Source organism: Rossellomorea sp. NPDC071047, assembly GCF_050270195.1.
Classification (GTDB): Bacteria; Bacillota; Bacilli; order Bacillales; family Bacillaceae_B; genus Rossellomorea.
Map to the genome: position 1 here is coordinate 432,036 of NZ_JBNNJT010000001.1, position 26,292 is coordinate 458,327.

The 26,292-nt window shown below is 39.2% G+C and carries 31 protein-coding genes and 1 riboswitch; of the genes, 25 read left to right on the top strand and 6 right to left on the bottom strand.

Going from position 1 to position 26,292, the window contains the following annotated elements:
- Positions 1 to 123: 123 nt before the first annotated feature.
- Both ACQKFO_RS02170 and ACQKFO_RS02175 read left to right on the top strand, forming a co-directional pair.
- Entirely contained in the window at positions 124 to 1,035 is a 912-nt protein-coding gene (locus ACQKFO_RS02170; protein ID WP_427596654.1) for a peptidoglycan DD-metalloendopeptidase family protein, read from the top strand.
- Positions 1,036 to 1,149: 114 nt separating this feature from the next.
- A riboswitch (FMN riboswitch) is annotated at positions 1,150 to 1,283 on the top strand.
- Positions 1,284 to 1,437: 154 nt separating this feature from the next.
- A complete protein-coding gene (locus tag ACQKFO_RS02175; protein ID WP_427596655.1) occupies positions 1,438 to 2,007 on the top strand; it encodes an ECF transporter S component in 570 nt (189 codons plus the stop codon).
- Between the two features lie 105 nt (positions 2,008 to 2,112).
- Here ACQKFO_RS02175 and ACQKFO_RS02180 read toward each other — a convergent pair whose 3' ends face one another.
- Positions 2,113 to 2,361: a ferredoxin gene (locus ACQKFO_RS02180; protein WP_032087848.1), complete on the bottom strand. Its 249-nt coding sequence runs from the start codon at positions 2,359 to 2,361 to the stop codon at positions 2,113 to 2,115.
- A 223-nt stretch (positions 2,362 to 2,584) separates the two neighbouring features.
- On the opposite strand from ACQKFO_RS02180, the gene ACQKFO_RS02185 reads away from it, so the two are divergent.
- From ACQKFO_RS02185 to ACQKFO_RS02215, 7 genes are all read left to right on the top strand, one after another.
- Complete coding sequence (locus ACQKFO_RS02185; protein WP_427596656.1) at positions 2,585 to 3,655, top strand: helix-turn-helix domain-containing protein; 1,071 nt, start codon at positions 2,585 to 2,587, stop codon at positions 3,653 to 3,655.
- Complete coding sequence (locus ACQKFO_RS02190) at positions 3,633 to 5,099, top strand: RecQ family ATP-dependent DNA helicase (RefSeq protein WP_427596657.1); 1,467 nt, start codon at positions 3,633 to 3,635, stop codon at positions 5,097 to 5,099. The genes ACQKFO_RS02185 and ACQKFO_RS02190 overlap by 23 nt, the downstream gene beginning before the upstream one ends.
- A 9-nt stretch (positions 5,100 to 5,108) precedes the next feature.
- Positions 5,109 to 5,708, top strand: a complete 600-nt coding sequence (locus ACQKFO_RS02195; protein ID WP_427596658.1) for a CPBP family intramembrane glutamic endopeptidase — start codon at positions 5,109 to 5,111, stop codon at positions 5,706 to 5,708.
- Positions 5,701 to 6,381 carry a LysM peptidoglycan-binding domain-containing protein gene (locus ACQKFO_RS02200; RefSeq protein WP_427596659.1) on the top strand — a complete coding sequence of 227 codons (681 nt, stop codon included), beginning with the start codon at positions 5,701 to 5,703 and terminating at the stop codon, positions 6,379 to 6,381. Before ACQKFO_RS02195 ends, ACQKFO_RS02200 begins: the two co-directional genes overlap by 8 nt.
- Before the next feature lie 147 nt (positions 6,382 to 6,528).
- On the top strand, positions 6,529 to 7,056 hold the full coding sequence (locus tag ACQKFO_RS02205; protein ID WP_427596660.1) for a phosphatase PAP2 family protein: 528 nt from the start codon (positions 6,529 to 6,531) through the stop codon (positions 7,054 to 7,056).
- 50 nt (positions 7,057 to 7,106) lie between these two features.
- Positions 7,107 to 8,252, top strand: a complete 1,146-nt coding sequence (locus ACQKFO_RS02210; protein ID WP_427596661.1) for a glycosyltransferase family 4 protein — start codon at positions 7,107 to 7,109, stop codon at positions 8,250 to 8,252.
- Between the two features lie 108 nt (positions 8,253 to 8,360).
- On the top strand, positions 8,361 to 8,801 hold the full coding sequence (locus ACQKFO_RS02215) for a DUF2663 family protein (protein ID WP_427596662.1): 441 nt from the start codon (positions 8,361 to 8,363) through the stop codon (positions 8,799 to 8,801).
- Between the two features lie 86 nt (positions 8,802 to 8,887).
- Here the strand turns inward: ACQKFO_RS02215 and ACQKFO_RS02220 are convergent, their stop codons facing one another.
- Genes ACQKFO_RS02220 through ACQKFO_RS02230 form a run of 3 tightly spaced genes read right to left on the bottom strand, consistent with a single transcriptional unit; the run spans position 8,888 to position 9,967 of the window.
- Positions 8,888 to 9,457: a manganese catalase family protein gene (locus ACQKFO_RS02220; RefSeq protein WP_427597773.1), complete on the bottom strand. Its 570-nt coding sequence runs from the start codon at positions 9,455 to 9,457 to the stop codon at positions 8,888 to 8,890.
- Positions 9,458 to 9,478: 21 nt separating this feature from the next.
- The gene (locus ACQKFO_RS02225) at positions 9,479 to 9,739 is read right to left on the bottom strand and encodes a spore coat protein CotJB (protein WP_113967646.1); all 261 of its coding nucleotides are present in this window, start codon (positions 9,737 to 9,739) and stop codon (positions 9,479 to 9,481) included.
- A gap of 6 nt (positions 9,740 to 9,745) precedes the next feature.
- On the bottom strand, positions 9,746 to 9,967 hold the full coding sequence (locus ACQKFO_RS02230; RefSeq protein ID WP_044340146.1) for a spore coat associated protein CotJA: 222 nt from the start codon (positions 9,965 to 9,967) through the stop codon (positions 9,746 to 9,748).
- 151 nt (positions 9,968 to 10,118) lie between these two features.
- On the opposite strand from ACQKFO_RS02230, the gene ACQKFO_RS02235 reads away from it, so the two are divergent.
- The 7 genes from ACQKFO_RS02235 to ACQKFO_RS02265 all read left to right on the top strand — a co-directional run bounded on the left by ACQKFO_RS02235 (position 10,119) and on the right by ACQKFO_RS02265 (position 16,689).
- Complete coding sequence (locus ACQKFO_RS02235; protein WP_427596663.1) at positions 10,119 to 10,754, top strand: CBS domain-containing protein; 636 nt, start codon at positions 10,119 to 10,121, stop codon at positions 10,752 to 10,754.
- Positions 10,755 to 10,813: 59 nt separating this feature from the next.
- Positions 10,814 to 11,197: a hypothetical protein gene (locus ACQKFO_RS02240; protein WP_427596664.1), complete on the top strand. Its 384-nt coding sequence runs from the start codon at positions 10,814 to 10,816 to the stop codon at positions 11,195 to 11,197.
- Positions 11,190 to 11,954: a metallophosphoesterase gene (locus ACQKFO_RS02245; protein WP_427596665.1), complete on the top strand. Its 765-nt coding sequence runs from the start codon at positions 11,190 to 11,192 to the stop codon at positions 11,952 to 11,954. The genes ACQKFO_RS02240 and ACQKFO_RS02245 overlap by 8 nt, the downstream gene beginning before the upstream one ends.
- A 97-nt stretch (positions 11,955 to 12,051) precedes the next feature.
- Positions 12,052 to 12,963 carry a MerR family transcriptional regulator gene (locus ACQKFO_RS02250; RefSeq protein ID WP_427596666.1) on the top strand — a complete coding sequence of 304 codons (912 nt, stop codon included), beginning with the start codon at positions 12,052 to 12,054 and terminating at the stop codon, positions 12,961 to 12,963.
- Positions 12,964 to 13,034: 71 nt separating this feature from the next.
- On the top strand, positions 13,035 to 13,619 hold the full coding sequence (locus ACQKFO_RS02255) for an adaptor protein MecA (protein WP_427596667.1): 585 nt from the start codon (positions 13,035 to 13,037) through the stop codon (positions 13,617 to 13,619).
- A 583-nt stretch (positions 13,620 to 14,202) separates the two neighbouring features.
- Positions 14,203 to 15,480, top strand: a complete 1,278-nt coding sequence (locus tag ACQKFO_RS02260) for a Glu/Leu/Phe/Val family dehydrogenase (protein ID WP_148995569.1) — start codon at positions 14,203 to 14,205, stop codon at positions 15,478 to 15,480.
- A 249-nt stretch (positions 15,481 to 15,729) separates the two neighbouring features.
- Positions 15,730 to 16,689 carry a YpdA family putative bacillithiol disulfide reductase gene (locus ACQKFO_RS02265; protein WP_427597774.1) on the top strand — a complete coding sequence of 320 codons (960 nt, stop codon included), beginning with the start codon at positions 15,730 to 15,732 and terminating at the stop codon, positions 16,687 to 16,689.
- A gap of 73 nt (positions 16,690 to 16,762) precedes the next feature.
- Here the strand turns inward: ACQKFO_RS02265 and ACQKFO_RS02270 are convergent, their stop codons facing one another.
- Positions 16,763 to 17,737: an asparaginase gene (locus tag ACQKFO_RS02270; RefSeq protein WP_427596668.1), complete on the bottom strand. Its 975-nt coding sequence runs from the start codon at positions 17,735 to 17,737 to the stop codon at positions 16,763 to 16,765.
- A gap of 90 nt (positions 17,738 to 17,827) precedes the next feature.
- On the opposite strand from ACQKFO_RS02270, the gene prsW reads away from it, so the two are divergent.
- Positions 17,828 to 18,514, top strand: coding sequence for a glutamic-type intramembrane protease PrsW (gene prsW / locus ACQKFO_RS02275; protein WP_324744363.1), 687 nt, complete (start codon positions 17,828 to 17,830; stop codon positions 18,512 to 18,514).
- Between the two features lie 96 nt (positions 18,515 to 18,610).
- On the opposite strand, the gene ACQKFO_RS02280 is transcribed toward prsW, so the two are convergent.
- Positions 18,611 to 18,955: a hypothetical protein gene (locus tag ACQKFO_RS02280; RefSeq protein WP_148970017.1), complete on the bottom strand. Its 345-nt coding sequence runs from the start codon at positions 18,953 to 18,955 to the stop codon at positions 18,611 to 18,613.
- Positions 18,956 to 19,195: 240 nt separating this feature from the next.
- Here ACQKFO_RS02280 and sleB point away from each other — a divergent pair, with 240 nt between their 5' ends.
- From sleB to fni, 8 genes are all read left to right on the top strand, one after another.
- On the top strand, positions 19,196 to 20,032 hold the full coding sequence (sleB, locus tag ACQKFO_RS02285; protein WP_427597776.1) for a spore cortex-lytic enzyme: 837 nt from the start codon (positions 19,196 to 19,198) through the stop codon (positions 20,030 to 20,032).
- Between the two features lie 14 nt (positions 20,033 to 20,046).
- Entirely contained in the window at positions 20,047 to 21,393 is a 1,347-nt protein-coding gene (gene ypeB / locus ACQKFO_RS02290; protein WP_427596669.1) for a germination protein YpeB, read from the top strand.
- 153 nt (positions 21,394 to 21,546) lie between these two features.
- The gene (locus ACQKFO_RS02295) at positions 21,547 to 22,194 is read left to right on the top strand and encodes a flagellar brake protein (RefSeq protein WP_427596670.1); all 648 of its coding nucleotides are present in this window, start codon (positions 21,547 to 21,549) and stop codon (positions 22,192 to 22,194) included.
- Positions 22,195 to 22,237: 43 nt separating this feature from the next.
- Positions 22,238 to 22,435 (top strand): YpfB family protein, encoded by a 198-nt coding sequence (locus tag ACQKFO_RS02300; protein ID WP_427596671.1) that lies wholly within the window; start codon positions 22,238 to 22,240, stop codon positions 22,433 to 22,435.
- 100 nt (positions 22,436 to 22,535) lie between these two features.
- A complete protein-coding gene (gene cmk / locus ACQKFO_RS02305; RefSeq protein ID WP_427596672.1) occupies positions 22,536 to 23,204 on the top strand; it encodes a (d)CMP kinase in 669 nt (222 codons plus the stop codon).
- 1 nt (position 23,205) lies between these two features.
- Positions 23,206 to 23,787 carry a lysophospholipid acyltransferase family protein gene (locus ACQKFO_RS02310; protein WP_427596673.1) on the top strand — a complete coding sequence of 194 codons (582 nt, stop codon included), beginning with the start codon at positions 23,206 to 23,208 and terminating at the stop codon, positions 23,785 to 23,787.
- A gap of 119 nt (positions 23,788 to 23,906) precedes the next feature.
- Positions 23,907 to 25,040, top strand: coding sequence for a 30S ribosomal protein S1 (gene rpsA / locus ACQKFO_RS02315; protein ID WP_427597777.1), 1,134 nt, complete (start codon positions 23,907 to 23,909; stop codon positions 25,038 to 25,040).
- Between the two features lie 12 nt (positions 25,041 to 25,052).
- A complete protein-coding gene (gene fni / locus ACQKFO_RS02320; protein ID WP_427596674.1) occupies positions 25,053 to 26,111 on the top strand; it encodes a type 2 isopentenyl-diphosphate Delta-isomerase in 1,059 nt (352 codons plus the stop codon).
- The last annotated feature ends 181 nt before the right edge of the window (positions 26,112 to 26,292 follow it).

A 26,292-nucleotide genomic window follows, 5' to 3' on the forward strand; every position in this document is an offset into this window, starting at 1 on the left:
TGGGGAGTGCATGAAATGAGGGTGAAAAGGTAAGAATGGGTTAATAGATGAAAAGGTAGTGGACGTGAAGCTTCGGTATGGAAGAAAAAAGGTATTGTTTTAAAATGGGTAAGGAGGACAAGCATGATTTTGGATTATGTAAAAAGGCTTTTAATCGTATTCCTGTTAGCGTTGTGTGTGAGCATGATGTTCTTTACAGGAAAGGTAGCGAAAGCAGAGACGAATAACATCACTCAGGAAACGGTATCCTGGACATTTCCTGTTGAAGGGATGATAACGGATTCGTATGGGTCAAGGTCTGGTAATCATAAAGGTATGGACATAGGAGGAGACATAGGCTCTCCTGTTTATTCTGTTGCAAAAGGTAAGGTGATTAGATCATATCTATCTCCAAGTTACGGACATGTGGTATTCATAAGGCATGAAAATGGGTATGAAACCGTTTATGCTCATCTCGAGAGCCGGCTTGTTGAAGAGAATCAAGATGTGGGTCAAGGCCAACATCTTGGAAATTTAGGAAATACAGGCAGATCGACAGGAGCTCACCTGCATTTTGAGGTGCACAGGGGTGAATGGACGATTGATAAGGAAAATGCAATCGATCCGTATATGGTATTTGGACAAGGTGAGGTCGGGCAGCTTGTTTTTGCTCAGGAGAAAGATCCCTATCAAGCAGTTGGTGTTTCTGGAACAGCTGAAATCAATCATGATGTAGGTACAAAAGAAGTTCAAAATAATGAAAACATGGTAAATCATGTCGTACATAAGGGAGAAACCCTCTGGGGGATATCACAGCAATACAATATATCCATAGAGGATATTAAGAGAGCCAATGGGTTAAATGAAACCAATTTAGTAATTAATCAATCGTTAGCCATTCCCCAATCAGCAGGGAGTGGGTATGTTGTGAAACAAGGGGACACCTTATACTCCATTTCAGTCGCACAAGGAGTTGATGTGAATGACTTGGTGGCTTGGAATGATATGGATCTTAAGACACCTATATATCCTCGACAAGTACTAAACATACAATAATGGAAGCGTAAACCTGAATAGACCATGAGTGAACAAAAATATTTCGAATTCGAACTGTTTCTCTTCACATAACCCCCGTCATTATGTATAATGAAAATGTATAAAAAAATAAAGATTCGTCTTCGGGGCAGGGTGAAATTCCCTACCGGCGGTGATGAGACTTTTGTCTCTAAGCCCGCGAGCCTTCAGGGGCAGGATTTGGTGCGATTCCAAAGCCGACAGTATAGTCTGGATGGGAGAAGATGAAGGTTTATGCCAGAACGTTTAGAAAAAGGGAAGCTGAACGTTTATTCGGGTATGCCTTATCATTCTCCTAGATATACGTATCTAGGGGTTTTTTAATGCTACCTTTGGCTTGAGCTATCTTCGATATGAGATGAATCTCCTAAAGGAGAGAGGTTTATGAGAAAAATGAATACACGCACGTTTGTAACGGTTGGTATGTTAAGTGCCATATCCTATGTGTTGATGCTTTTTAACTTCCCAATTCCACCATTTCCAAAGTTTTTAATGGTAGACTTCAGTGATGTGCCTGCATTGATTGCGACAGTAACATTAGGTCCACTTGCAGGAATATTAGTTGAATTATTCAAGAACGTGATTGATTACATCATGACAGGAAGCGATACCGGCGTCCCGATTGGTCATGTTGCAAACTTTATGGCGGGAGTGCTTTTGATTCTTCCGACATATTATATTTATAATCGTTTTCAATCTAAAAAAGGATTGTTGATCGGTCTTATCACAGGAACTGTGGTCATGAGTATCAGTATGGGAATTCTTAATTATTTTGTGTTCCTTCCCGCTTATAAATACTTCATGAATTTCGAGTTACCTGCTGAGATTATCATTACAGGGATTGTTCCTTTCAACATTTTAAAAGGAATCCTTGTAACATCAGTCTTCATCTTACTATTTGTTCGTCTTCAAGGCTGGTTGGCAAGACAGACAGCCCTGAAAAAAGCGGCATAGTACAAATATAAATGATAAACCCCTCAATTACATTTGAGGGGTTTTCTAATGTCATTAGGCCAAAAAGAAAAAGCTAAGGGGAAATTCCCCTTAGCTTCGGAACTACTATTCAAATTTAAGTGCATCTCCATCGAATGGCTCGTCGGCTACTTTAATGGAATCCGTAGGACAACCTTCGAATGCATCAATCATATCATCTTCTAATACGTCAGGAACTTCAACTGTCCCCTGGTTATCGTCTAATGTTACAAATGCAATACCTTCATCATCATAGTCGTAAATATCTGGAGCAGCAGCTCCACATGCTCCACATGCAATGCATGTATCCTTGTCGACGATTGTATATTTTGGCAAAGAAAAAACCTCCCGAATTAATAATTCTATATAATTCATCATTATACACAATGTAAGTTTGTGAAAAATCACTTAATGTTTATTTTATAGAGGATTGTATAACTTTTCAATAGTTAGGTGGTTTCTTTTTATTTTTATCCTATATATGAAAAACAAAACATGGTTAAACAACAAATTCATGGTACAATATTTGACAATAACCTACATGTTAAGGAGTAGAGAATTGACCTATCTTAATTATGTGATTTTATATTGCTTCATACAAATAAATGGAGAGCGATCGATTTACTCTGTTTTTCATATCTTAAAAGGAAAAAAGTCTTCCCAGTCGATACAGGATGCTCACATCTTTTATTTGCAGCCGTTTTTTCTTTCCTTACCTAAGCTTAAACGAGCGTACTTTAACCAGAAGGTAAAGGAATTAGAGAAATTGGGGTATGTCATTGTCGATGAAAGTGGGAAAGCGATTGTCACCAATGATGGTACCGATATTGTCGAAAAAAATTTTCAAGGTGACTCCTTTCCATCAAATATGAATGGTCTCGTCTACGGGGATCAAACGTTTCTGTTCTGGAAACGAATAAGCCTCCTTGTTCAGGTTCTATCGAACGGAAAACAGCAGGAAACGCTCTATTTTCCTGTACAACGTAATAAAAGCATACAGGAGTGGGTAAAGAGCTGTTTACGGGAGAACCCTAATATTGAAAAAATGTCTTCCGGATTGTATAAGGAGCTGTATAGCCTGTTGACAAGTCTATCTAAATCCTTAAATCCAGACGTTCTCGTATTCCGCTTAACGGGCTACAAGGATTATGGATGGACAGAATTGCAGGTTGCTGAAAAATTGAACATGCATGAAGAAGAATTGCGCTTTCAGTTTCTTGACTTAATTCACAGTATATTAGCTGAATTAGAAAGGAAGCCTTCAACTTATCCTTTATTATATTCAATTAGCTTAAAAAGTGATCATCTGCAAAACCTGACCATTTCAACAAGCAAAACATATGAGTTGTATCAAAGGGGTCATTCAATCGAAGAAATCGCGCGTATACGTGATTTAAAAATAAATACCATTGAAGATCATGTGATTGAACTCATCTTAACTCAGAAAGAATTTGCAATAGATCCGTTCATTTCTCGCGAGGAATATCAGAATGTGCTTTTAGTGATGAACGACGCTCAAACTAAAAGGCTAAAACCGATAAAAGAGAAGATTCCTCATTTATCTTATTTTCAAATTAGAGTAGCGATTGCGAAGGCAGGTGAGAACCGTGAATTTGCAACAAGAGCTTAAAGAGAGATTTGGCTATTCTTCCTTCAGAGAAGGCCAGGAGGAAATCATTCAGTCCGTTCTAAATCAAAGGGATACGGTGGCGATGCTTCCTACGGGAACCGGTAAGTCGTTGTGCTATCAATTACCCGGGTATCTAAAGAAAGGACAAGTATTAATCGTTTCTCCACTGCTCTCTTTAATGCAGGATCAAGTGGAGCAGATGAAAGTAATGGGGGAAAAACGGGTGATTGCCCTGAATTCGTTTTTACCTTATATGGAAAGAAGAGCGGCCCTTGAGCAATTACACGTTTATAAATTTATATTCATATCACCGGAAATGTTAATGAGTCCGTCCATTATTCCCTTACTACAAACTTTACCCATTTCATTATTTGTCATTGATGAAGCACATTGTATATCTCAGTGGGGTCCTGACTTCAGACCCGATTACTTAAAACTTGGGGAGTTTAAAGAGAAGATTGGTAATCCGACAACCTTGGCATTAACGGCGACTGCCACAGATGAAGTGAGGAAAGACATCAAACGAGTGCTCCAAATGGAAGGGGCTGTGGAAAAAGTCTATTCAATTAATCGGGAAAATATTGGCCTGTTCGTTGAGAAAGTCACGAATCATAGCGATAAACTGGATAAGCTTCTAGAGTATGTGACAACATGGGGTGGGTCGGGCATTATTTATTTCTCAAGTAAACGCATGGCAGAAGACGTTTCTTTATGGCTTGGAGAAAAGGGTGTATCAGGTGTTGCTCACTATCATGGGGGAATGGAACAAGAGGATAGGATATTGATTCAGCAACAATTTCTATCGAATAAGCTAAGAATCATATGTGCCACATCTGCATTTGGTATGGGGGTAAACAAGGAAAATATTCGATTTGTCATTCATTTTCATTTCTCTTCAAACATAGAAGCATTCTCACAAGAAATTGGAAGAGCGGGACGAGATGGGGAAAGCAGTGCGTCTGTCGTGTTATACTCTGAACAAGACCTTTCGATTCCGCTGAAGCTTATTCAAAGTGAATTGCCTGAAGATGTACAAATCCAAAGATATGTAAAGGAAGGCAGACAGGGTCAGACGAAGGAGATAATCGATCTGTTGCAACTGTCGGAGATTCAATATCGATTTCTTACGTATTATTCAGATGAGCTGACTCGTGGACAGATACTTAGTCATGATAGATTAATAGAAAAATTGAAACAAATTCGCAACAATCGTTTACAATACAAGAAGGACAAACTGCTCTCTATGATCGAATGGTTACAGGCTGATTTCTGTAGAAGAGAAAAGCTCCTTCATTATTTTGATGAAGTGCTTGAGCAGGAGAATAGCTTCTGTTGTGATCAATGCGGTTATTCCCTTAAGGATTTCAAGTGTCGGCCAACCGTCACTCAAAACCCGATTGAAACAAGATGGGAAAAAAGGTTGGAAAAATTATTATTAGGATAAGTGGTATTCATGCAGAAACAAGGGGAAGTCATACAACAGCTTTCAAAGAACCAGTTAACATTTCATTTGTATTTCACTCAATTCTTATTATTAACGATTGCCTTAGGATTAGGTATATTTTTATTTGACTCATGGTCCGGTTTTTGGAACCAGTTTTACATTTCCCCGACTATTTTGACCATTGGATTAACAAGCGGTGTGATGATTGTGATCATCGACATCGTATTAATGAAGCGTTTACCCAGTAAATACTATGACGATGGTGGGGTGAATGCACGGATATTTACGGATAGAAGCATTGGTGAAATTGCATTGCTTGCATTCTTCATCAGCATCAGTGAAGAAATATTATTTAGAGGCGTGTTGCAATTTCACTTTGGCATAATCATTTCAAGTATTATATTTGCTCTGATACATTTTAGATACTGGGCTCACTGGTTTTTAATTGTCAATATTGTACTGCTTAGCTTTTGGATCGGTTTCATTTATGAACAAACAGAGAATTTATTGGTAACAATCATCATGCACTTTGTCATTGATTTCTTACTGGGTATACATATGCGTAAGAAAGGAAGACAAGGAAGTAAAGAAGGGATGTCTCATGAGTAAAGACCCATATCGAGATCAAGCAGCGAAATTAAAGCAAAAGATTGAACGAGTCCCAGAGGAAGCAACATTTAAAAAAAGAGAGCCTCTTCCAGCGAGAAGTGAGGTACATAGAGAGAAAAACAAGAAAAACAAATGGAGAATGAAATATCCATTGATCAGTATGCTGCTCTTATTTTTTATTCTTCTGCCCTTGACGGTTTTTAGCATTTATTCGTATTTTGATAGCAGGAATGGTCCCCTGGTGGTCATGTCAGAAGATGTGGACGATGTGGAAGAAGTTCGCTACGATCAAGCCGAAAATGATAATGAGGAGAGCTTAGGAGAGGTTGATTCCAAAGAAGAAGAGGCAGCCGACAAAAAAGAAGAATCTTCGGATGAAGTTGCTCCCTCAGTGTCTGGAAAGGAACAACCAGCATCCACTGAACCTGCTTCTCCTTCTGCTGAGCAAGAATCAGCAGAGGAAAAGCCGCAAGAAGAGGTAAATGAAGAAGCTGTTGAAGAACAGCCAACAAACAAGATCGTGTATCACACGGTCGCACCAAAGGAAACCCTTTTCAGGATTGCTATGAAATACTACAATTCCCAATCAGGAGTTGAACGAATTAAGGAATGGAATAATATTCAAAATAATGAAATTCAGACAGGTCAAGTACTGGAAATCCCATTAGAATAATAAAAGGCACTCCCTCCCATGTCGACTTGGGGCGGGTGCTATTTTTTTTACAAAAAATCGCGATAAAATTTACATTCATTTATAAGAAGCATTACAAACCGTAAATATAATGGAGGTGACAGCACTAAAAGAAAAGGAGTTGGTTTCATGGACAGAATGCTCACGCGCTTTCGAAAAGTAGATGACCTGTTGTTTTACAGAATCAATGGAAGCAAGCAGCTGTATCGTTCATTCTTCGGATATATTACTCATTTGGGTGGAGCGAGGTTTACTGTGGCCTCCGTCCTGATCCTGTTTTTCGTGAGTCAATATTTTCCGCAGATGAAAAGAACGGTAGGGGCCGCCATGATAACGTTATGTATCAGTCATATTATTATGTCGATCACCAAGAAATTGGTTAAACGTATCCGACCTTATCTAACATTACCCGATGCAATGATACACGGCTATGAATTTAAGGATCATTCATTTCCGTCTGGTCATTCAACCGCCATTTTTTCCATATCGATTCCCTTTATGATTCAGTATCCATACACGATTTTTATCCTTTTTCCTTTAAGTTGGTTAGTGGGGTACTCCAGAGTGGTGCTCGGAGTCCATTATCCTTCAGATGTATTGGCCGGGGCATTTCTTGCATTTGCTACGTCTTTATTAGTCCTTTTGTTTATGGGATAGACGTATGAAATTTTACGTATTAAAAGGCAATCATAAAGGGGGAAAAGTACATGAGAGTGGCATTGTTTTCGGATACTTATTATCCTCAAGTGAATGGGGTCGCGAGAACGTTAAAAAGATTGACGAATCACTATGAGAAAAGGGGAGTTGAGTACAAAGTATTTGCTCCTGATCTTCAAGACAAAAAAGAGTCCTATCCAAATGTACATTCCTTTACAAGTTTTCCTTTTTTCTTCTATCCTGAATGCAGAACAGCTATTGCCAACCCGAAAACGATTGAAAAACAGTTGAAAGATTTTTCACCTACACTGATTCATGTAACCACACCTCTTACAATGGGACTATACGGGATCCGCGGTGCAAAGAAAATGAATATCCCATTGGCTGCCTCTTACCACACCCATTTTGATTTGTATTTGAATTATTACAAAATGATGTGGGTGGCACCATTATTATGGAAATACATGAAATGGTTTTATTCACAGGCAGATCGAATTTTTGTCCCATCAATTGAAACGAAACTTCATTTAGAAAACCAAGGTTTTACCGACTTATCCATATGGAGCAGGGGAGTGGATTGTCAAACCTATTCTCCGAAAAAGCGCAGTCTTGAACTAAGGAGAAAATTTAATAAAAACAAGAAATACACTCTTCTTTATGTGGGGCGTTTAGCTCCTGAAAAGGACTTGGACACACTCGAAAAGGCGATAAAATATCTTCCTCAAACATTAAAAGATCAAGTTCAATGGGTGATCGTCGGCGATGGACCGATGAGGAATGAGCTTATGGAAAAAACCAAAAACGAAGATGTACTCTTTACGGGTTATGTAACAGGAAACGAATTAGCGGAAGTGTATGCATCCTCTGACCTATTCGTCTTCCCATCTGCTTCAGAGACGTTTGGAAATGTAGTATTAGAAGCATTTGCCTCCGGTTTGCCGGCGGTAGTGGCTGATAAAGGCGGTGTGACAAACATCGTAGAGCATAATCAAACAGGAAGGATAGCGAAAGCTCATCAATATTCTTCGTTTATTCATCATATTGAAGAGATATTAAATGGAAACCTCCTGACTGAAATGAAAAAAAATGCTCTTCAAATGGCTGAAAAACAATCCTGGGATTGCATCTTTGATCAACTTATAACTGAATTTCATGAAGTCAGTTTTCTTCCCAATCGGAATCAGATGTCAGGGTGAAGAAACCGATATGCGTAAAGGATCTGAGAGAGATCCTTTTTTTATTCTGCTATTCTAACTTTATGGACAAGTTCATAAACTATAAGGGAAGGAAAGGAGTGGGTGGGGATGGACTTTGGAGAATGGACAGATCAAGCCACTGGACAGATGCTACATAATTTAATAGACAAAAAACAAAAATTTGATAAAGCCAAAGCGTTACACCTCTATACCTTATGGGCAACCATGTTTGCTTCCTTCTTTTTTCTCTATTATGTGACGAAATTTGTGCTTGGACCATATTCTTATTCTTTTGCAGCAATGTTTTCTGTATTTGTTTCCAGCTCTTTTCATCTATTTATCACCATGCTTCTTGTCGGGCTTTTCGGTGCTACAAGAATCTTATATGAGAAAAAGGAGAAGAAGGAAAAAGAATATCATGCATTAAGGTGTGAGGTCATCGATCGAAGTAAAGATTTATGGAAAGAGGAAGCGTGGAAAAAAAGACATCATGTGTATGAAAAAATGAAAAAAGAATGGGACATTAATCTATTTCACGGAAGTAAGTGAGAGTTAGCGTAAGTATTAATAAACGAAATACAAAGAATAGGCCCATCTCTTTTTTTGTACGAAGAAATGAGCCAAGTTCCCATGCATTAAAAAAATACCTTTTTATCTCTTTCATCCTTAAGTATTTCGACTGCTTCACGGAAGCGTTGGGAGTGGATGATTTCGCGCTCCCTTAAAAATCTTAAACCATCATTCAGATCAGGATCGTCACTCATATTAATGATCCACTGATAGGTAGCCCTTGCTTTCTCTTCAGCTGCTATATCCTCATATAAATCAGCAATCGGATCACCTTTAGCCGCTATATACGCTGTAGTAAACGGCACACCTGCAGCATTGTGATAGAAGATTGCTCCATCATGATTAACATAATGAGGGTCAAGTCCAGCGTCCTTCATCTGCTGGGGAGTTGCATCTTTAATTAATTTATAAACCATTGTCGCGATCATTTCCAAGTGAGCAAACTCTTCCGTGCCAATATCCGTTAATAATCCGATGACTTTGTCAGGGATTGTATAGCGTTGATTGAGATATCTTAGGGCAGCGGCAAGTTCCCCATCAGCACCGCCGTATTGTTCAATCAGAAATTTTGCCAGTTTAGGATTGCATGTACTTACTCTGACCGGATATTGAAGTTTTTTCTCGTACACCCACATTTTCATGCACCTCCTAAATTATTAAACTTGCCATGGCCAAGGGGCATCCTTCCAATCCCATGGGTAATTGGAGTAGCTATATCCAAAGTTTGTCAAAGGACCAAATTCCTTCTCGAATTTCTTCTTAATTTGTTTTCGGGTTTTGATATACATATTATATTGAGAGATTGCATCATAATCTTCAGGGTGTGTATCAAGGTAAAGGGTAAGGTCAAGAATCACGAAATCTACAGCTTGTAACTCTTCCAGCACTTCATAATAATGGGGGGGAAGCTGTTTCATGTCAGTCTATTCTCCCTTCATCTTTTCATACGGACTATAGTAGGGATCATAAAACACTTTCCATAGAGTACCTTTTTGTAATGCTTCTTTTGGTGAATATTGCTCCAGGTTGGGAGGTTGAAACCCCAAGTAAAGATTAGGGGGCGTTGAATAGACTTTCCGGGTAATTGGCTTACACGGATCGAATGGGCTGACATATGGGTAATAAGCTTTGTAAAACTCGTGCACGATAATCCCTCCTTTAAAGAAAATCCTTCGTAACAACATATGAAATAGATAATTAGAACATGTTAATTAATTTATATTCATAAATATGAAGGGAAACTTTGTGAAAATGTTGAATACTAAAGATGTAGGAAATTAATGATGAGGTGGTCAAATGTTTGTAAAAAGTGCCATGATACCGAAGCACAAATGCTATGTGGTAGATGAAAATGACTCGATTGAAAAGACCCTTACCGTACTGGAGCATCATAAGATCGATGGGGTGCCGGTACTCTCGAATGATGAATATAAAGGGGTGGCAACACGCTACAATATTTATCAGAGCTTCTTCCTTTCAGGAATGGATAAAGAAGCCTTTCTTAAGGAAAAAAAGGTTCGTGATATTATTGCCGATACCGACAAATATATAACCGACAAAGATGTATTCGAAAATGCACTGGTCGAATTGAAGGATTCTCCGATTCTTCCAGTCGTCGGGCCAGACAAAAAGTTCCTTGGGTTGATTACCCGCTTTGATGTACTTGATCAATTCAGAAGTGCATTTGGTATGGATCAAAAGGGAGTACGAATCGCCTTTTCTTCTGTGGAAACAGAAGGGCGGATTGCCCGTCTTGGAGATATTGTCCAGCAGTACTCGGAATCGGTCATCTCCCTGGTTACCTTTGATGAAACTGATAAATTATTACGACGTATCGTACTAAAGGTCGAAAAGAAGGACAATATGGATAAATTCCTCAATAAGCTGGAGAAATCAGGATTCCGTATTCTTGATATTCATGAAGATGAATAATTGACTGAAACCCTGTATGAAAAAAAATCCCTCTCATAAGATTTATGGGAGGGATTTTTTTGATCAATCATACGGTTAAACTGATTATCACGTTTCTATTGGGGTATCTGTTCATTAAATGGTTTCCGGCGGCACAATTGCTGAATAGCTCTGAGTTCATTGTTGAGTTAGTCTTAAATCCAGTGCCGTTCTTTGCGGCAATGATGGCCTTCATGGTCGGAATAATGGTTCAAGGGAATCTATTGAAATTCGAAATATTTTCTATTCTAAGATTAATGAATGGTAAACTACATAAAGAGTTAGTCTTCATCCCGTTTCATATTGGCATCATCTATTTGTTGAGCAGTTTTGGAATGTGGCAAACAATGATTTTTTCCTTCTTATCCATCTTTTATGGTATTATTTCTATAGATTTCCACCGACAAGGAGGCCACAATGCTTGAATTCAGTATGTTTTTATTAGTAGGGGGAGTCAGTCTCCTCTTTTTTATGTTATATGAAGCACGTAGAAATGTTGTGAAAATGGAGAAGGTAAAGCTACATGCCCTTCCTCATGATATTGGCACGATTACCATCTTTTTTATATCTGACATACATAAGCGGGAAGTGTCAGACGGAATAATTGATGATGTGAAAGGGAAAGCCGATTTTGTCATCATTGGCGGGGATCTTTTGGAAAAAGGAGTGCCATACTCAAGAGTTGAGCAAAATTTAGATAAACTATTGACTCTGGGTACGGTTTATTTTGTTTGGGGCAATAATGATCATGAAGTGAGTACGAACAGGCTGAAGGATATATTTAAACAAAAGGGAATCATTGAAATCGTAAATGATTCAGTAAGTGTGCCTATTCATAAAGGGAAGATTAACCTGATCGGAGTGGACGATGCGAGTACGCAGAGAGCTTCTTACTCTTCTTCCCTAAATAAAACAATGCCGTATGAATTTAATATTTTGATCAGTCATGACCCGAGGCTTGTGAGACAGGTGCGTAAAGAAGAGGGGATTGACTTGATGTTGAGTGGCCATACACACGGTGGGCAAATTCGATTGTTTGGGTGGGGATTGTATAAAAAAGGAAGACTTGAAAAGCTCCCACAGACCACCCTATTAGTAAGTAACGGCTATGGGACAACAGCGCTCCCATTACGCTTGGGAGCTCCGGCAGAGACACATTTACTGAAAATCGAAAAGGAATAAAATGAACATTTGTTGTTCATTACCTGTACAAATTTTACACACTGCAGTTTCTCGATTATAATTTTAGAGAGAAGAGAATTACTTTGGGGGACTATTTATGAGCAATGACAAGAAGTTAGCAGGCAAATACAATATAAAAGCTGTGTCCACAATCTTAGGAATACAACCAGGTACATTAAGGGCATGGGAGAGAAGATATCAGATAATTGCTCCTGTACGTAATGAATCAGGTCATCGTTTGTACACAGAACAACATTTAAATATATTAAAATGGCTGGTTGAAAAAGTCGATCAGGGATTCACCATTAGTCAGGCTGTTGCGTTACTTGATAAACAAGAACTGGAAGAAAATGAGATTGCATCCTCTGAACGAAAGGACCGCACCCAGAGCATTTCAGATGATTTGTTGAAAGCACTCTTAAGCTTTGATGAAACAAAAGCTCATGAATTAATCAACCAGTCGTTTGCTGTTTACACAATTGATAAAGTGGTGATTGATATTCTGGGCAGCTTGCTGGTTAAAATTGGAGACCTGTGGGAGAACGGGAAAATCACGACGGCTCACGAGCATTTTGCAACATCGATACTTAGATCCCGTATCGGTATCATCATGCACTCTTTTCCACACAACGGAATCTTACCTAAAGTAGTAGCAGTTTGCGGACCTGAAGAATGGCATGAATTGGGATTGCTAATCTTTACGCTTTATGTAAGAAGAAAAGGATTTGAAGTAATCTATTTAGGCTCCAGCATTAAAGAAAATGATATCGACATCGTTCTTGACGAAGTTGATCCTAAGTTCTTATTCTTCTCCTGCACCTTAAGGGAAAATGTAGACAATCTGTTGTCACTCGTTACTTCATTAAAGAGTGAGCGGGATGGCCTGGAAATTGGAATAGGCGGTTTTGCTGTAGACCATCTCCCAAATGACAAGAAAGAGAAATTTAAGGAACACATTGTCGGACAATCCAAATCTGATTGGGAACTATGGCTGAAAAGTAAATTATAATTGGATTATGCACTGTTTTCTGCCCCTTACATAGTATGGTGATAAATCGTCACACTCTAGGGGGTACGAAGATGAAGCTTGAAAGAATTTCTGACAACAAAATAAAATTTTCCATTAGTGTGGAAGAATTAGAGCAAAAAGGCTTATTTGAACAAGACCAATGGAAAGATTCCTATATGTGGCATGATCTTTTTGAAGACATGTTAGATGAAGTTCAGGGGAAGTTCGGGATAGAAACACAAATGGAAATCACCGTGGAAATTGAGTCATTTGATGATCAGGAAATCTGTATGATCCTCACATTAGAGTCAGAAGATGACTTTTCTGATTGGGAAGACGAAAGTGGAATCATGAAGTCCATGAATGATCATGATGTGCTCGTTTACTTTGATGATTTCGAGGATGTTCTGGACCTCCTTAAACGCATTAACGAATTGAACAAAGTGAACAACCGCCTCATACAATTAAGCATTTATTATTATGAAAAAAACTATTACTTACTTATTGAAAATCTTTTGGAATACGATAGCTTGGTCATGGAGGCTATTTGCGCTGAATACGGTCAGCAATCAAAGATTACGAAACATATCCTGATGGAGTATGGTCGTGCTGTATTAATAAAAGATTCCATTGATAAAATACTGTTTTATTTTTGATCATGATATTCATGATATGTGGCACCTGATCTTCACCCCCTTTAGATATATGGTTTACTCTGATATAGAAGATAAATAGACATTATTTTGCACTTTTAGGGTGATTCCTGGAAGTGTTTTTTGTTTTTATGATGTGAGTGGCGAGGGTGAGAGAGGGATGTGGATTTATCAACCTAATTTTCATTATATCAACCGTTTTTTCAATATATCGACGGTTCCCCGATAATCGACATATTTTATAGGTGGTATTTGCAATGAAAGACTCATTCCTTTTTCTTGACTTATGCTTGTCGCCTCTGGGCAAAGCCCTTCCGCTTTTCGCGATGTCCAGCTCCAGGGCTTAGAGGCTCGAGGTCATAAGTCAGCCCCACCAAAAAGGCAAAGAGCGCCTTTCCGGTGGGACCGCATTATGCTTGTCGCCTCTGGGCAAAGCCCTTCCGCTTTTTGTTTATGACAGCGTTTTCAAAAAAATCCTCTTTTTTTGATTTTCCTTCTTTGCAAGAAGAATTCAAACGTGTATACTATGTCATGAAAGCGGACGAGGTTCCGTTAAACAGTGAAGTATACTGGGAGGTTTACATAAATGGTAGCCGATAAGGGGAAAGAAAATCACCAAGCATCTGATCGACACGATGTATTGAAATCTACACAAACGGTTATTCATCTTGCACTTGATAAATTGGGATATTCACAAGAAGTATATGAGTTATTAAAAGAACCTGTACGAATGTTAACGGTTAAAATACCAGTCCGGATGGATGATGGTAAAGTAAAAGTTTTCACGGGATACCGTGCTCAACATAATGATGCAGTTGGACCAACAAAAGGTGGGATTCGATTTCACCCGAATGTAACTGAAAAAGAAGTCAAAGCCCTTTCCATATGGATGAGCTTGAAATGTGGAATTGTAGACCTTCCGTATGGTGGTGGTAAAGGGGGCATCATTTGTGATCCCCGGGATATGTCATTTAGAGAGCTTGAGCGATTAAGTCGTGGTTATGTACGCGCAATCAGCCAAATTGTCGGACCATCTAAAGATATTCCTGCTCCTGATGTTTTTACCAACTCGCAAATCATGGCGTGGATGATGGATGAATACAGTCGAATTGATGAGTATAATTCTCCAGGATTTATTACAGGGAAACCATTGGTGCTTGGGGGATCCCATGGTCGTGAAACGGCGACTGCGAAGGGAGTGACGATTTGTATTCATGAAGCAGCCAAGAAAAAAGGAATAAAGCTTAAAGGGGCGAGAGTAGTCGTTCAAGGCTTTGGTAATGCAGGAAGCTTCCTTGCGAAGTTTATGCATGACGCAGGAGCAAAGGTGATTGGGATTTCTGATGCCTACGGTGGACTTCATGACGAAGATGGCCTGGATATTGATTATTTGCTGGATCGACGGGATAGTTTTGGAACCGTTACGAAATTATTTAATAATACAATAACAAATGAAGAACTATTAGAGCTAGACTGTGACATTCTCGTGCCTGCAGCCATCGAGAATCAGATCACAGAGAAGAATGCTCACAACATAAGAGCAAGCATTGTGGTAGAAGCAGCGAACGGACCGACAACGTTGGAAGCAACGAAAATCCTCACAGAGCGTGGGATCCTACTGGTTCCTGATGTGTTAGCATCATCGGGTGGGGTGACGGTTTCTTACTTTGAATGGGTACAAAATAATCAGGGGTATTACTGGTCTGAAGAAGAAGTGGAAGAAAAATTGGAGAAGATCCTGGTCAGCTCCTTTAATAATGTATACGAAACTTCCCAATCCAGAAGAGTCGATATGAGACTTGCCGCATATATGGTAGGGGTAAGAAAGATGGCAGAAGCATGCCGGTTCAGAGGTTGGATTTAATTCAAGTCAAGGATGAGATAAATGACATCTCATCCTTTTTCTATTCTCAATAATGGTGCATCACAATAATTTCAGCAGAAATGAGAAATCCTATTACTGTCGGGAAATCAGGAGGTTCGAGTGCTTCCTTTTGACCAATACGTAAACTTATTACATAATAATTGGGTAGAAAATATTTTAACATCTGAAGTGAACGAAAGTAAATGACCATTCAGATAGAGGAATTTGAAGGAGTGTCTGAATTTGAAAATGGAAGAATGCATTATTGTAGGTGGGGGACCATGTGGGTTGTCTGCTGCCATCAGTTTAAAAGAAAAGGGAATCGATCCTTTAATCATTGAAAAAGGGAATATCGTGAATGCCATATATCACTATCCCACTCATCAAACGTTTTTTTCATCAAGTGAAAAGCTCGAGATTGGTGACGTCCCTTTTGTTATTGAAGAACACAAACCAAGGCGGAATCAAGCACTCGTGTATTATCGTGAAGTAGCGAAGCGGAAAGAATTAAGAATCAATCGATTCGAAACAGTTCAAAAGGTGGAGAAGCAAGACGGCCGCTTTTCCGTTTCCACCTCAAAGGGATCGTATGAAAGTAAATACATCGTGATTGCGACCGGTTACTATGATCATCCCAATTATTTAGAGATTCCAGGAGAGAAATTAGAGAAAGTCTTTCATTATTTTAAAGAAGCACATCCCTTTTTTGATACAGATGTGGTTGTGATTGGAGGGAAGAATTCAGCGGTTGATGCAGCACTTGAATTGAATAAAGCAGGAGCAAGAGTCACTGTCATATACCGGGGAAGCGAGTACTCGAAAAGTGTTAAGCCCTGGATACTCCCTAACTTTGATGCGCTTGTCAGAAATGGTGAGGTAACGATGGAATTCTATGCGTGTGTAGAGGAAATCACAGAGGACTCTGTCACCTACAAAGTAAATGGTGAGAAGAAAGAAATCAAAAATGACTTTGTGTTTGCAATGACAGGTTATCACCCGGATCATAGCTTCCTGACGAAAATGGGAATAAATATTGACAATGATACAGGACGACCTGCTTTTCATCAAGAAACGATGGAAACGAATATAGAAGGAATCTATATTGCAGGTGTCATTGCGGCGGGAAACAATGCGAATGAAATCTTTATTGAAAATGGTCGATTGCATGGCGGGTTGATCGCTGAATCCATTACACAACAAAATAAATGATAAAAGAAAGAGGCTCAGATGTGAGCCTCTTTCTTTCGTGATGATTACTTAGGATTCTGAAGGTGAGTCAACCTTAATTTTTAAAAATCGTTTCTAATTCTTTAATGTCATCGGTTTGGGACAGAGCCACCATCAACTTGATCCTTGCCTTTTGACCATTAAGACCATTCGAGAAGATCACTCCTTTTTCTTTCAGTTGTTTCCCTCCTCCTGAATAGCCGTAAATATCCTGAACGATACCATTAAAGCATCTCGAAACCAATACAACCGGGATATTAGCAGCTAAAAGTCCATTAATTCCATCTACCGTATCTGGAGGTAGATTTCCTTGCCCTAATGCTTCGATTACAACTCCGTCGAACTGTAAATCTCTTATGGCAACTAATAAGCCTGAATCCATTCCCGCATATGCTTTGATCAGGGTAACCCTCTTGGATATGTCACATACCTGATAATGCTCATTTGATGTAGGCTGATGATGAAATAGAACGCCTCTTTTAGTTACAATCCCGATTGGTCCATATTGTGGACTTTGAAAGGTGGAAACATTGCTTGTGTGAGTTTTGGTCACGTTCTTAGCAGAGTGAATTTCGTCATTCAGAACGACTAAAACCCCTTTGTTCTTGGATTTGTCATCAGCAGCTACCCGAACGGATGAAATGAGGTTATAAAGACCGTCCGCTCCAATCTCATTACTTGATCTCATTGCCCCTGTAACGACAAGGGAGACTGGAAGAGAAAGGGTTAAATCCAGGAAGTAGGCAGTTTCTTCGAGCGTATCTGTTCCATGGGTAATGACGACTCCGTCAAAGGATTTTTCCCTATATTTCGTTTCGATTATCTCTTTTAATTTCTGCATATGCTCTGGTGTAATATGGGGGGAAGGCAGATGAAATGCTTCTAAGACCGTCAGATTTGCTAAATTCGATACGATAGATGTCTGTACCGAAAGGGGATTTTCCTTTCCGGGAGTGACTGCTCCAGTCTGTTCGTCTTCCATCATAGAGATGGTACCCCCTGTATGTATAACCAAAATATCTTTCTTCATCGTTCATTCCTCCAACCAAATAAATTCCTGTTTCCATTCCTACATTAACATGATACGATTAAGAAAACAGAAAGAAAAGAGGACTTTTTTATGCTGGTGATTTTATCAGCGGGTATAGCACCAGGATTAGCATTGCTAAGTTACTTTTATTTGCGGGATGAATATGAGGCAGAACCTATTACGCTAGTGTTCAAAACCTTTATGTATGGGGCCCTTATCACATTTCCCATTATGTTTTTACAATATGTGTTAGAAGTTGAAGGAATCATTGATTCTAATTGGTCGACGGCTTTCATATCTTCCGGGCTTTTAGAAGAATTCTTTAAATGGTTTATTTTAATGTTTGCGATTTTCCAACATGTTGATTTTAATGATCCATACGACGGCATTATTTATGGTGCAAGTGTGTCACTTGGATTCGCGACCATTGAAAATATTTTGTATTTGGTTGCAAACGGTGTAGAACATGCATTTGGAAGAGCGATTCTGCCTGTTTCAAGTCATGCGTTGTTCGGTGTCATTATGGGATATTACTTAGGAAAAGCAAAGTTTTCCTCCAGCGAAGAAAGGCATAAGTGGCTTTTCATTGCGATTTCTGTGCCCCTGTTGTTACACGGAACATATAATTACATCTTCTTAGCGGAGAAAAACTGGATCTATTACATGGTACCGTTTATGTTTTTCTTATGGTGGCTTGGTTTGAAGAAAGTGAAAAGTGCCCATCGATTAACAGAAAAGAAATACACCGGTACTGATTTCGAAAAAGAAATTATTTAAAAGGACGCTTTCTATGTAAAGCGTCTTTTTGCATTTTCAGATCCCGTATAATCTCCCGTAAAAAACCGCCTAATGAAAGGCGGTTTAATAAAATATCTACTTATATGCAGCCGCAAGGTCGGTTTTAGGAGCCTCTTTCCGTTTCACTTCATCAATTTTATTCACGAACATTTGAAACACTTTTCTTTTTTCGTCCAATTCGCGTATGTATTCCTTCAGTTCATTGTACTTTTCTTCAAAAGGCTTATGATACATTTCCCTAATATTTTCGATGATTTCCTCATTCACGGTTGATTGAATGACTTGCTTTGTAATGCCGTATTTATAGGAATATACCTTCAGTTCCTTCTTAATCTCTTCATAGTCAGTATTAATCTGATCCAACACCTCTGAAATATCTTCTTTCCACTCATCTAATGACTTCGCTAAATAATCTTCCATCATGACCTCCCCCTCTTATTGCGGATTTGTTTGAAGTAATCCTCATTCTATTTTAACTCAGATTTTTTACATAGCTTTTGCTGGGACATTACAGAGTCATATCAATGTTGTTTTCTAAATTTTATTATTCACTTGTATAAAATGGGAGCCTCTACAAAAACTAGAGTTAATGTTAATTGAAGATATGGAGGTTAAAGCATTATGAATAGTCGTTTCAAATTGATTTCTACTTCAGCCGTCATGGTGCTTATGTGTTCTCTTTTTATGATTTCGTCTGAAGGAGAGAAGGCAGACGCTTTTACGAATCAAGTGATACAACATGGCGCAACAGGTGAAGATGTAATCGAGCTTCAGTCCAGACTTCAATATATCGGGTACTATAACGGTGATATTGATGGAGTATTCGGTTGGGGCACATATTGGGCTCTTAGAAACTTTCAATATGAGTTCGGACTACCCATTGATGGGTTGGCAGGTGCAAAAACGAAACAAAAATTGGTCAAAGCCTCAAAGTATAACAAGCAATTTGTTAAAGAGCAAATTGAAAAAGGCAACAATTTCAGTCATTATGGCGGAACAGATTTGAATAAACAAAAAGGTCCTGGAGGTGGCGGGGCTAAAGGCGGAACATCCGGTGGAAAAGCAGCTCCTCAGAAGAAACCTGCTCCAAAGCAAGCACCAACTCCATCCAAGCCAACGGCAGTGAACACGCCTAATGGATTCTCACAGAACGACATTCAACTTATGGCAAATGCCGTATATGGAGAAGCCCGTGGTGAACCTTATGAGGGACAAGTTGCAGTAGCAGCCGTCATTCTCAATCGGATAGACAGCTCTGCATTCCCGAATACAGCCGCAGGTGTCATTTTTGAACCTGGTGCCTTTACAGCGGTAGCAGACGGCCAGATATGGTTAACGCCAAATGAACAAGCGAAAGAAGCGGTTTTGGACGCTATAAACGGCTGGGATCCTTCTTCAAGTGCTCTCTATTACTTTAACCCTGTGACAGCAACAAGCAAGTGGATTTGGTCACGTCCACAAATCAAGAAAATTGGAAAGCACATATTCTGTAGTTAAAGAGGTGAATTACATTGCTACGTGTCATTTTAATAACGGTGCTCGTCCTTGGTGTTGCAGGAACCGCATTCTGGGGATACCAAGAGCATCAGGAAAAAAATGCGATATTAATCAATGCTGAAAATAACTATCAAAGAGCGTTCCATGAGTTAACTTATCAAGTGGATCTGGTTCACGATAAAATAGGTTCAACTCTTGCCATGAATTCAAGGAAATCATTGTCTCCGGCACTTGCCGATATATGGAGATTAACTTCTCAGGCGCACAGTGATGTAGGGCAGCTTCCGTTAACACTGCTGCCGTTTAATAAAACAGAAGAGTTCCTAAGTAATATTGGGGATTTCAGCTACCGAGTAGCAGTGAGAGATTTAGATAAGAATCCTTTAACGGATAAAGAATATAAATCACTTGAAAATTTATATGAGCAAAGTGCAGATATTCAGAATCAGTTAAGAAAGGTTCAACATCTGGTTATGGAGAACAATCTGAGATGGATGGATGTGGAGCTTGCTTTGGCGTCAGGCAATGAACAGTCTGATAACACCATTATAGATGGCTTTAAAACCGTCGAAAAGAATGTTTCCGGATATGATGAAGCAAACTTTGGTTCTACAACATTTGTGAATACTGAGAAGAAAGACCAAAATTTTCAGAAGATTAAAGGGAAAGAGATTTCAAAGGATGAGGCTGTTTCAATCTTAAGAAAATATTCCGGGATAAGCGAAAAGGTTGATGCAAAAGTAACAAAGAGCGGAAAAGGCTCTGACTATAAATTTTATAGTGTTACGGTTGAAAAGGGTAAAACCCATGCAAGTATGGATATTACTCAAAAAGGTGGATATCCAATCTGGTATATCAACAATCGGGAAGTCCAGAAAGCAAAAATCAGCTTAAATAAGGCGGCTGAGAAAGCGACTGCCTTCCTGAAGGATAACGAATTTGAAAAGTTAGAACTATTCGAAAGTGCTCAGTATGACAACATTGGTATTTTCACTTATGTAACAGCATTGGATGGTGTAAGGATTTATCCAGACTCTGTTAAAATTAAGGTAGCATTGGATAATGGACAAATCGTTGGATTTGCTGCCGAAGAATATTTGAAGAATAATCATGACAGAGAAATCGGACAACCGTCCATTACTCAAGCACAGGCTAAAGAAGCGACTAACCCTAATCTAAAAGTAATGGAAGAACGCAAAGCGGTAATTGTGAATGATCTTAATGAAGAAGTGCTCTGCTACGAATTTTTAGGGATGCTGGGTAAGGATACCTTTAGAATTTTTATCAATGCAAACACTGGGGAAGAAGAAAAAGTAGAGAAGCTCAGAAAAGCAGAACCGATTTATGAAGAAGTCGTCTAATCTTTTTAGAGGGACGGACCTCCGATATGGAGGTCCGTCCCTATTCTTTAGATGTAGAAAAATTCAGAATAGAGATTCAAAAATGTATGGAAAGGTGAGGAATGTCATGCCATAATATAGATACATAAAATGGGAAAGTGGGAGTATTGTACTATGATAAAAGCAGGTACCACATTACAGTTGGAACCCATACATAATGATACATTTGAACGGTATAGGTGCCGGGTCGTTGAGATCGGGGAAGAAGGGCTTTATATCGATTACCCTATTCATACAAAAACAGAGAAAGCCATTTTCTTAATAAATGGAACACAACTTAAAGCAAGCTTCATCGTTAATGAGCAGACGGTACTTATGTTTGAAACTGAAGTGAAGGGCCGCAAACTATCCAAAATTCCGATGATCCACATTCATTATCCAGGTGAGGGAGGCTTAGAAAAGGTCCAAAGAAGACAGTTTGTGCGAGTAGAAACGAACACAGATATTTCAATAAAAATAAATGAGGGTTATTTTCCAACGATTACAGAGGATATCAGTGCAGGAGGATGCGCGGTATTGGTGAGAGAAGGAATGGACCTGAAAAGTGGTTCTAACATATCTACGACCATCGTTTTGCCTATGCAAACGGGTGAGAACCAGTATGTAGAAATAGAAGGTAAAGTTATTCGGATATGGGAAAAAGGTCACAAAAAAGTTGCAAGTATTGAATTTGTTCATTTAACTGAAAATCAACGACAGCTCATTTTAAGATATTGCTTTGAAAGACAGTTGAACTTACGAAAAAAAGGGTTACTTGAATAAAATTCCATAATTTACACATACTTTTTCTATGAATAGGAAAAGGGTGAGAACAATTAAATCCGTTGAGCGAATATTAATCAAATTAGTCATCATACATTTCATTTTATTAATAGCAGTCCAATTTGTTATCCATGAATTAAATATCCTTCCGGAGCTTAATAAGATCGTTTTTTATGAAGGCGTCGAAAAAATGGAGTACAGCGAAATAGTCGAAACCTTATCAGATAAAGCAGGTGAGTGATTGCCTGCTCTTTTTATTGAATAAAGATTCCTTCAACCTGGTGTGAGATTTATGTTAAAATAGGTAAGAAAATTATTAGGAAATTAAGTAGGTGGATTAGTTGAAGAAATTAAGAATTGCAATCGATGGTCCTGCAGCTGCGGGGAAAAGTACAGTGGCAAAAATTGTAGCAGGGAAATTATCTTATCTTTATATTGATACTGGGGCGATGTACCGCTCATTAACATATAAAGCTTTGAAGCTGAATATAGACTTGCATAATGAAAATGACTTGAAGGAATTATTGACTCAAACAAAAATCACGCTTGAACCGACTGAGGATGGTCAAATTGTGTATGTAGACGGGGAAAATGTGACAGATGAAATCCGTCAAGCTGCCGTTACCAATTCAGTATCTCATGTGGCCGTCCATTCTCAAGTCAGAGAAGAGATGGTGAACAGGCAGCAGCAGCTGGCTAAACAAGGTGCTGTTGTAATGGACGGAAGAGATATCGGGACCCATGTTATTCCCGACGCAGAAATAAAAGTATTTTTACTGGCAAGTGTAGATGAAAGAGCCCAAAGAAGACATGAAGAAAATATTTCGAAAGGGTTCCCTTCCGATCTGGAACAATTAAAAGTTGAAATTGCCCGCCGTGACAAGATCGATTCAGAAAGAGAAGTGGCTCCACTTAAGAAAGCGGACGACGCAACTGAAATAGATACAACTTCACTTTCCATCCCTGAAGTAGTGGATCAAATTATGCTGTTAGTAGAAAGGAAAGGTTAATGTGAACTTATATTCCTTTGCTAAAGGTCTCGTAAAATCGATTCTTTCCCCTCTCTATCGCATTGAGGTCAAAGGTTTGGAGCATTTCCCCGAAGAGGGGGGAGTCTTATTATGCACCAACCATATTGATAACTTAGATCCCCCGGTGGTGGGGATTTCAGCTCCCAGACCTGTTTCTTTCATGGCTAAAGAAGAGCTTTTCAGTGTCCCGGTATTAGGTAAGCTATTACCCGATTTACGGGCATTTCCCGTAAAAAGGGGAATGAGTGACCGGGAAGCTCTACGTAAAGGTTTGCAGGTCCTTAAACAAGGAGATGTTTTAGGACTGTTCCCAGAGGGTACTAGAAGTAAGACAGGTAAAATAGGTAAGGGATTGGCAGGAGCGGGTTTCTTTGCTCTTCGTTCCGATGCTTATGTTGTACCTTGTGCCATTATCGGACCCTATAAGCCTTTCAGGAAATTAAAGGTCGTATTCGGGCCGCCTATTGCCATGGAGGGCATTCGAGAACATAAACTGAATGCAGAGAAAACAACTGAAATTATTATGCAGCACATTGAAAAACTAATACTTGAACATGAATAATATGAGCTTTCTCGCTTGACAAAAAGTAGTATTTATTAGAAGTTAGTAGAAAGAATATTTTAAATTGCGAAGTCTCGCAATTATCAAAATCTTTGCAGTCATGGATTAAGGAGGAGTACATAATGGAAGACATGAATGGAATTGAAGTGAAAAATCTTGAAATCGGTGAAAAAGTTAAAGGAACAGTCACTAAGGTTGAAGAGAAACAGGTCTTAGTCGACGTTCAAGATAGCAAAGTGGATGGCATCATTCCAATTAGTGAACTCTCAAGCCTTCATATCGAAAAAGCTTCTGATGTAGTCAGTGAAGGGGATGTACTTGAGTTAATCGTGACAAAAGTGGAAGAAGAACTTCTTGTTCTTTCTAAACGAAAAGTAGATGCTGAAAAAGCATGGGAAGAAATGAAGGTTCGCTTTGAAAATGGCGACATCTTTGAAGCAGAAGTCAAGGATGTTGTGAAGGGCGGTCTTGTAGTTGACCTTGGAGTCAGAGGATTTGTTCCTGCTTCATTAGTTGAGGACTATTATGTTGAAGATTTCTCTGACTATAAGGATAAAACGTTGACATTCAAGATCGTTGAATTGGATCAGGAAAAAAATCGTCTAATTCTATCACACCGGGCTGTTGTAGAAGCAGAAAAGCAACACCAGAAGAAGCAGCTACTTACGGATATTGAATCCGGTGCTGTTCTTGAAGGTACAGTTCAGCGAATCACCGATTTCGGGGCATTCGTAGACATTGGTGGAGTAGATGGATTGGTGCATATCTCCCAACTTTCTCACGAACACGTTGAAAAGCCTTCTGACGTAGTAACGGAAGGACAAAAAGTACAGGTCAAAGTTCTAAGCGTCGATCGTGACAACGAACGTATTTCTTTATCCATTAAAGAAACCCTGCCGGGACCTTGGAGTGATATTTCTGAGAAGGCACCTAAAGGCAGTGTTCTTGACGGAGTGGTTAAACGCTTAGTATCATATGGAGCATTTGTAGAAGTGCTACCTGGTGTTGAAGGTCTTGTTCACATCTCTCAAATTTCACATAAGCATATCGGTACACCGCACGAAGTCCTTCAGGAAAATCAAGAAGTACAAGTGAAGGTATTGGATGTAAATGAGAATGATCAACGTCTATCTTTAAGCATCAAATCTCTTGAAGAAAAAGAGGAAGAAGTGACTGATTACGAAATGCCTGAAGAAAATACCGGCTTCCAATTAGGTGAAATGATTGGTGACAAATTAAAAGATCTTAAGTAATGGTGATGAATAGTGACAAGAGCTAAAAGAAAGCAAGACCACATTAATTACGCATTATCAACTGGTCAACAACGAAGAACAGGTTTTGATGAAGTTACTTTTGTCCACCAAAGCTTACCGAATATAGCAGTAGATGAAGTTCATCTACAGGCAGAGATTGGCGAACTTAATTGGAGTTCGCCAATTTTCATAAATGCTATGACAGGAGGCGGTGGGGAATCAACTTCTAAAATCAATGAAGAATTAACGATTCTTGCACGGGAGACAGGTCTGGCCATCGCTGTCGGATCTCAAATGTCCGCACTTAAAGATCCATCTGAACGAAGAACGTACGAAGTCGTTCGTCAACATAATCCAAATGGCATCGTTTTTGGGAACTTGGGAAGTGAAGCAACAGTTCAACAGGCAAAAGATGCCGTAGAGATGATTAGTGCCAATGCGTTGCAAATCCACTTAAATGTCATACAAGAGTTGACCATGCCGGAAGGTGACAGGGACTTCAGAGGGGCTATGGACAGAATACAGGAAATTGCTGAAAGTATTACAGTACCAGTGATAGTGAAAGAAACGGGTTTTGGTATCAGTAAAGAGACTGCTGAATCCTTGTACGACTCGAATATTTCAGCCGTTGATGTGGGTGGATTCGGTGGTACGAACTTCTCTAAAATCGAAAATCAACGCAGAAAACGAATGCTGGAATTCTTCGATGATTGGGGTATACCCACTGCCATTTCGATTGCTGAAACTCATGCAGCATCCAGGAAGCCCATTCTTGCTTCTGGTGGTATCCAAAATAGCTTAGACATCGTTAAGTCTCTAGGATTGGGAGCATCTGCAGTAGGAATGGCCGGCATCATTCTCAAGCAGCTTTTAGACTCGGGACTTAAGGACACTATTGAAGAAGTGGATCAAATTCATACGGATATTAAGTTCCTGATGAGTGCGTTGGGGTGCAGGTGTCTGGAAGATCTTCACAGCGTTCCACTCGTGTTGTCAGGCGAAGTGTTTCATTGGCTGGACGTTAGGGGTATGAATCCTTCAAGTTATAGCAATAGAACGTTTAATAAATGAAAAGAACGAATTCTCTTGTGAGAATTCGTTCTTTTTTTTGTTGCATGATTTTAGTTGCGGATTTTTGGATATTTTAGTAAATCGGCTGGATTCCTGTCCAATTCCGCTTGATTATCATTCAAAACGGTCGGATTATTTAGAATTTCAGCTGAAATGCTTGTCGCCTCTGCCCAAGCCGCCG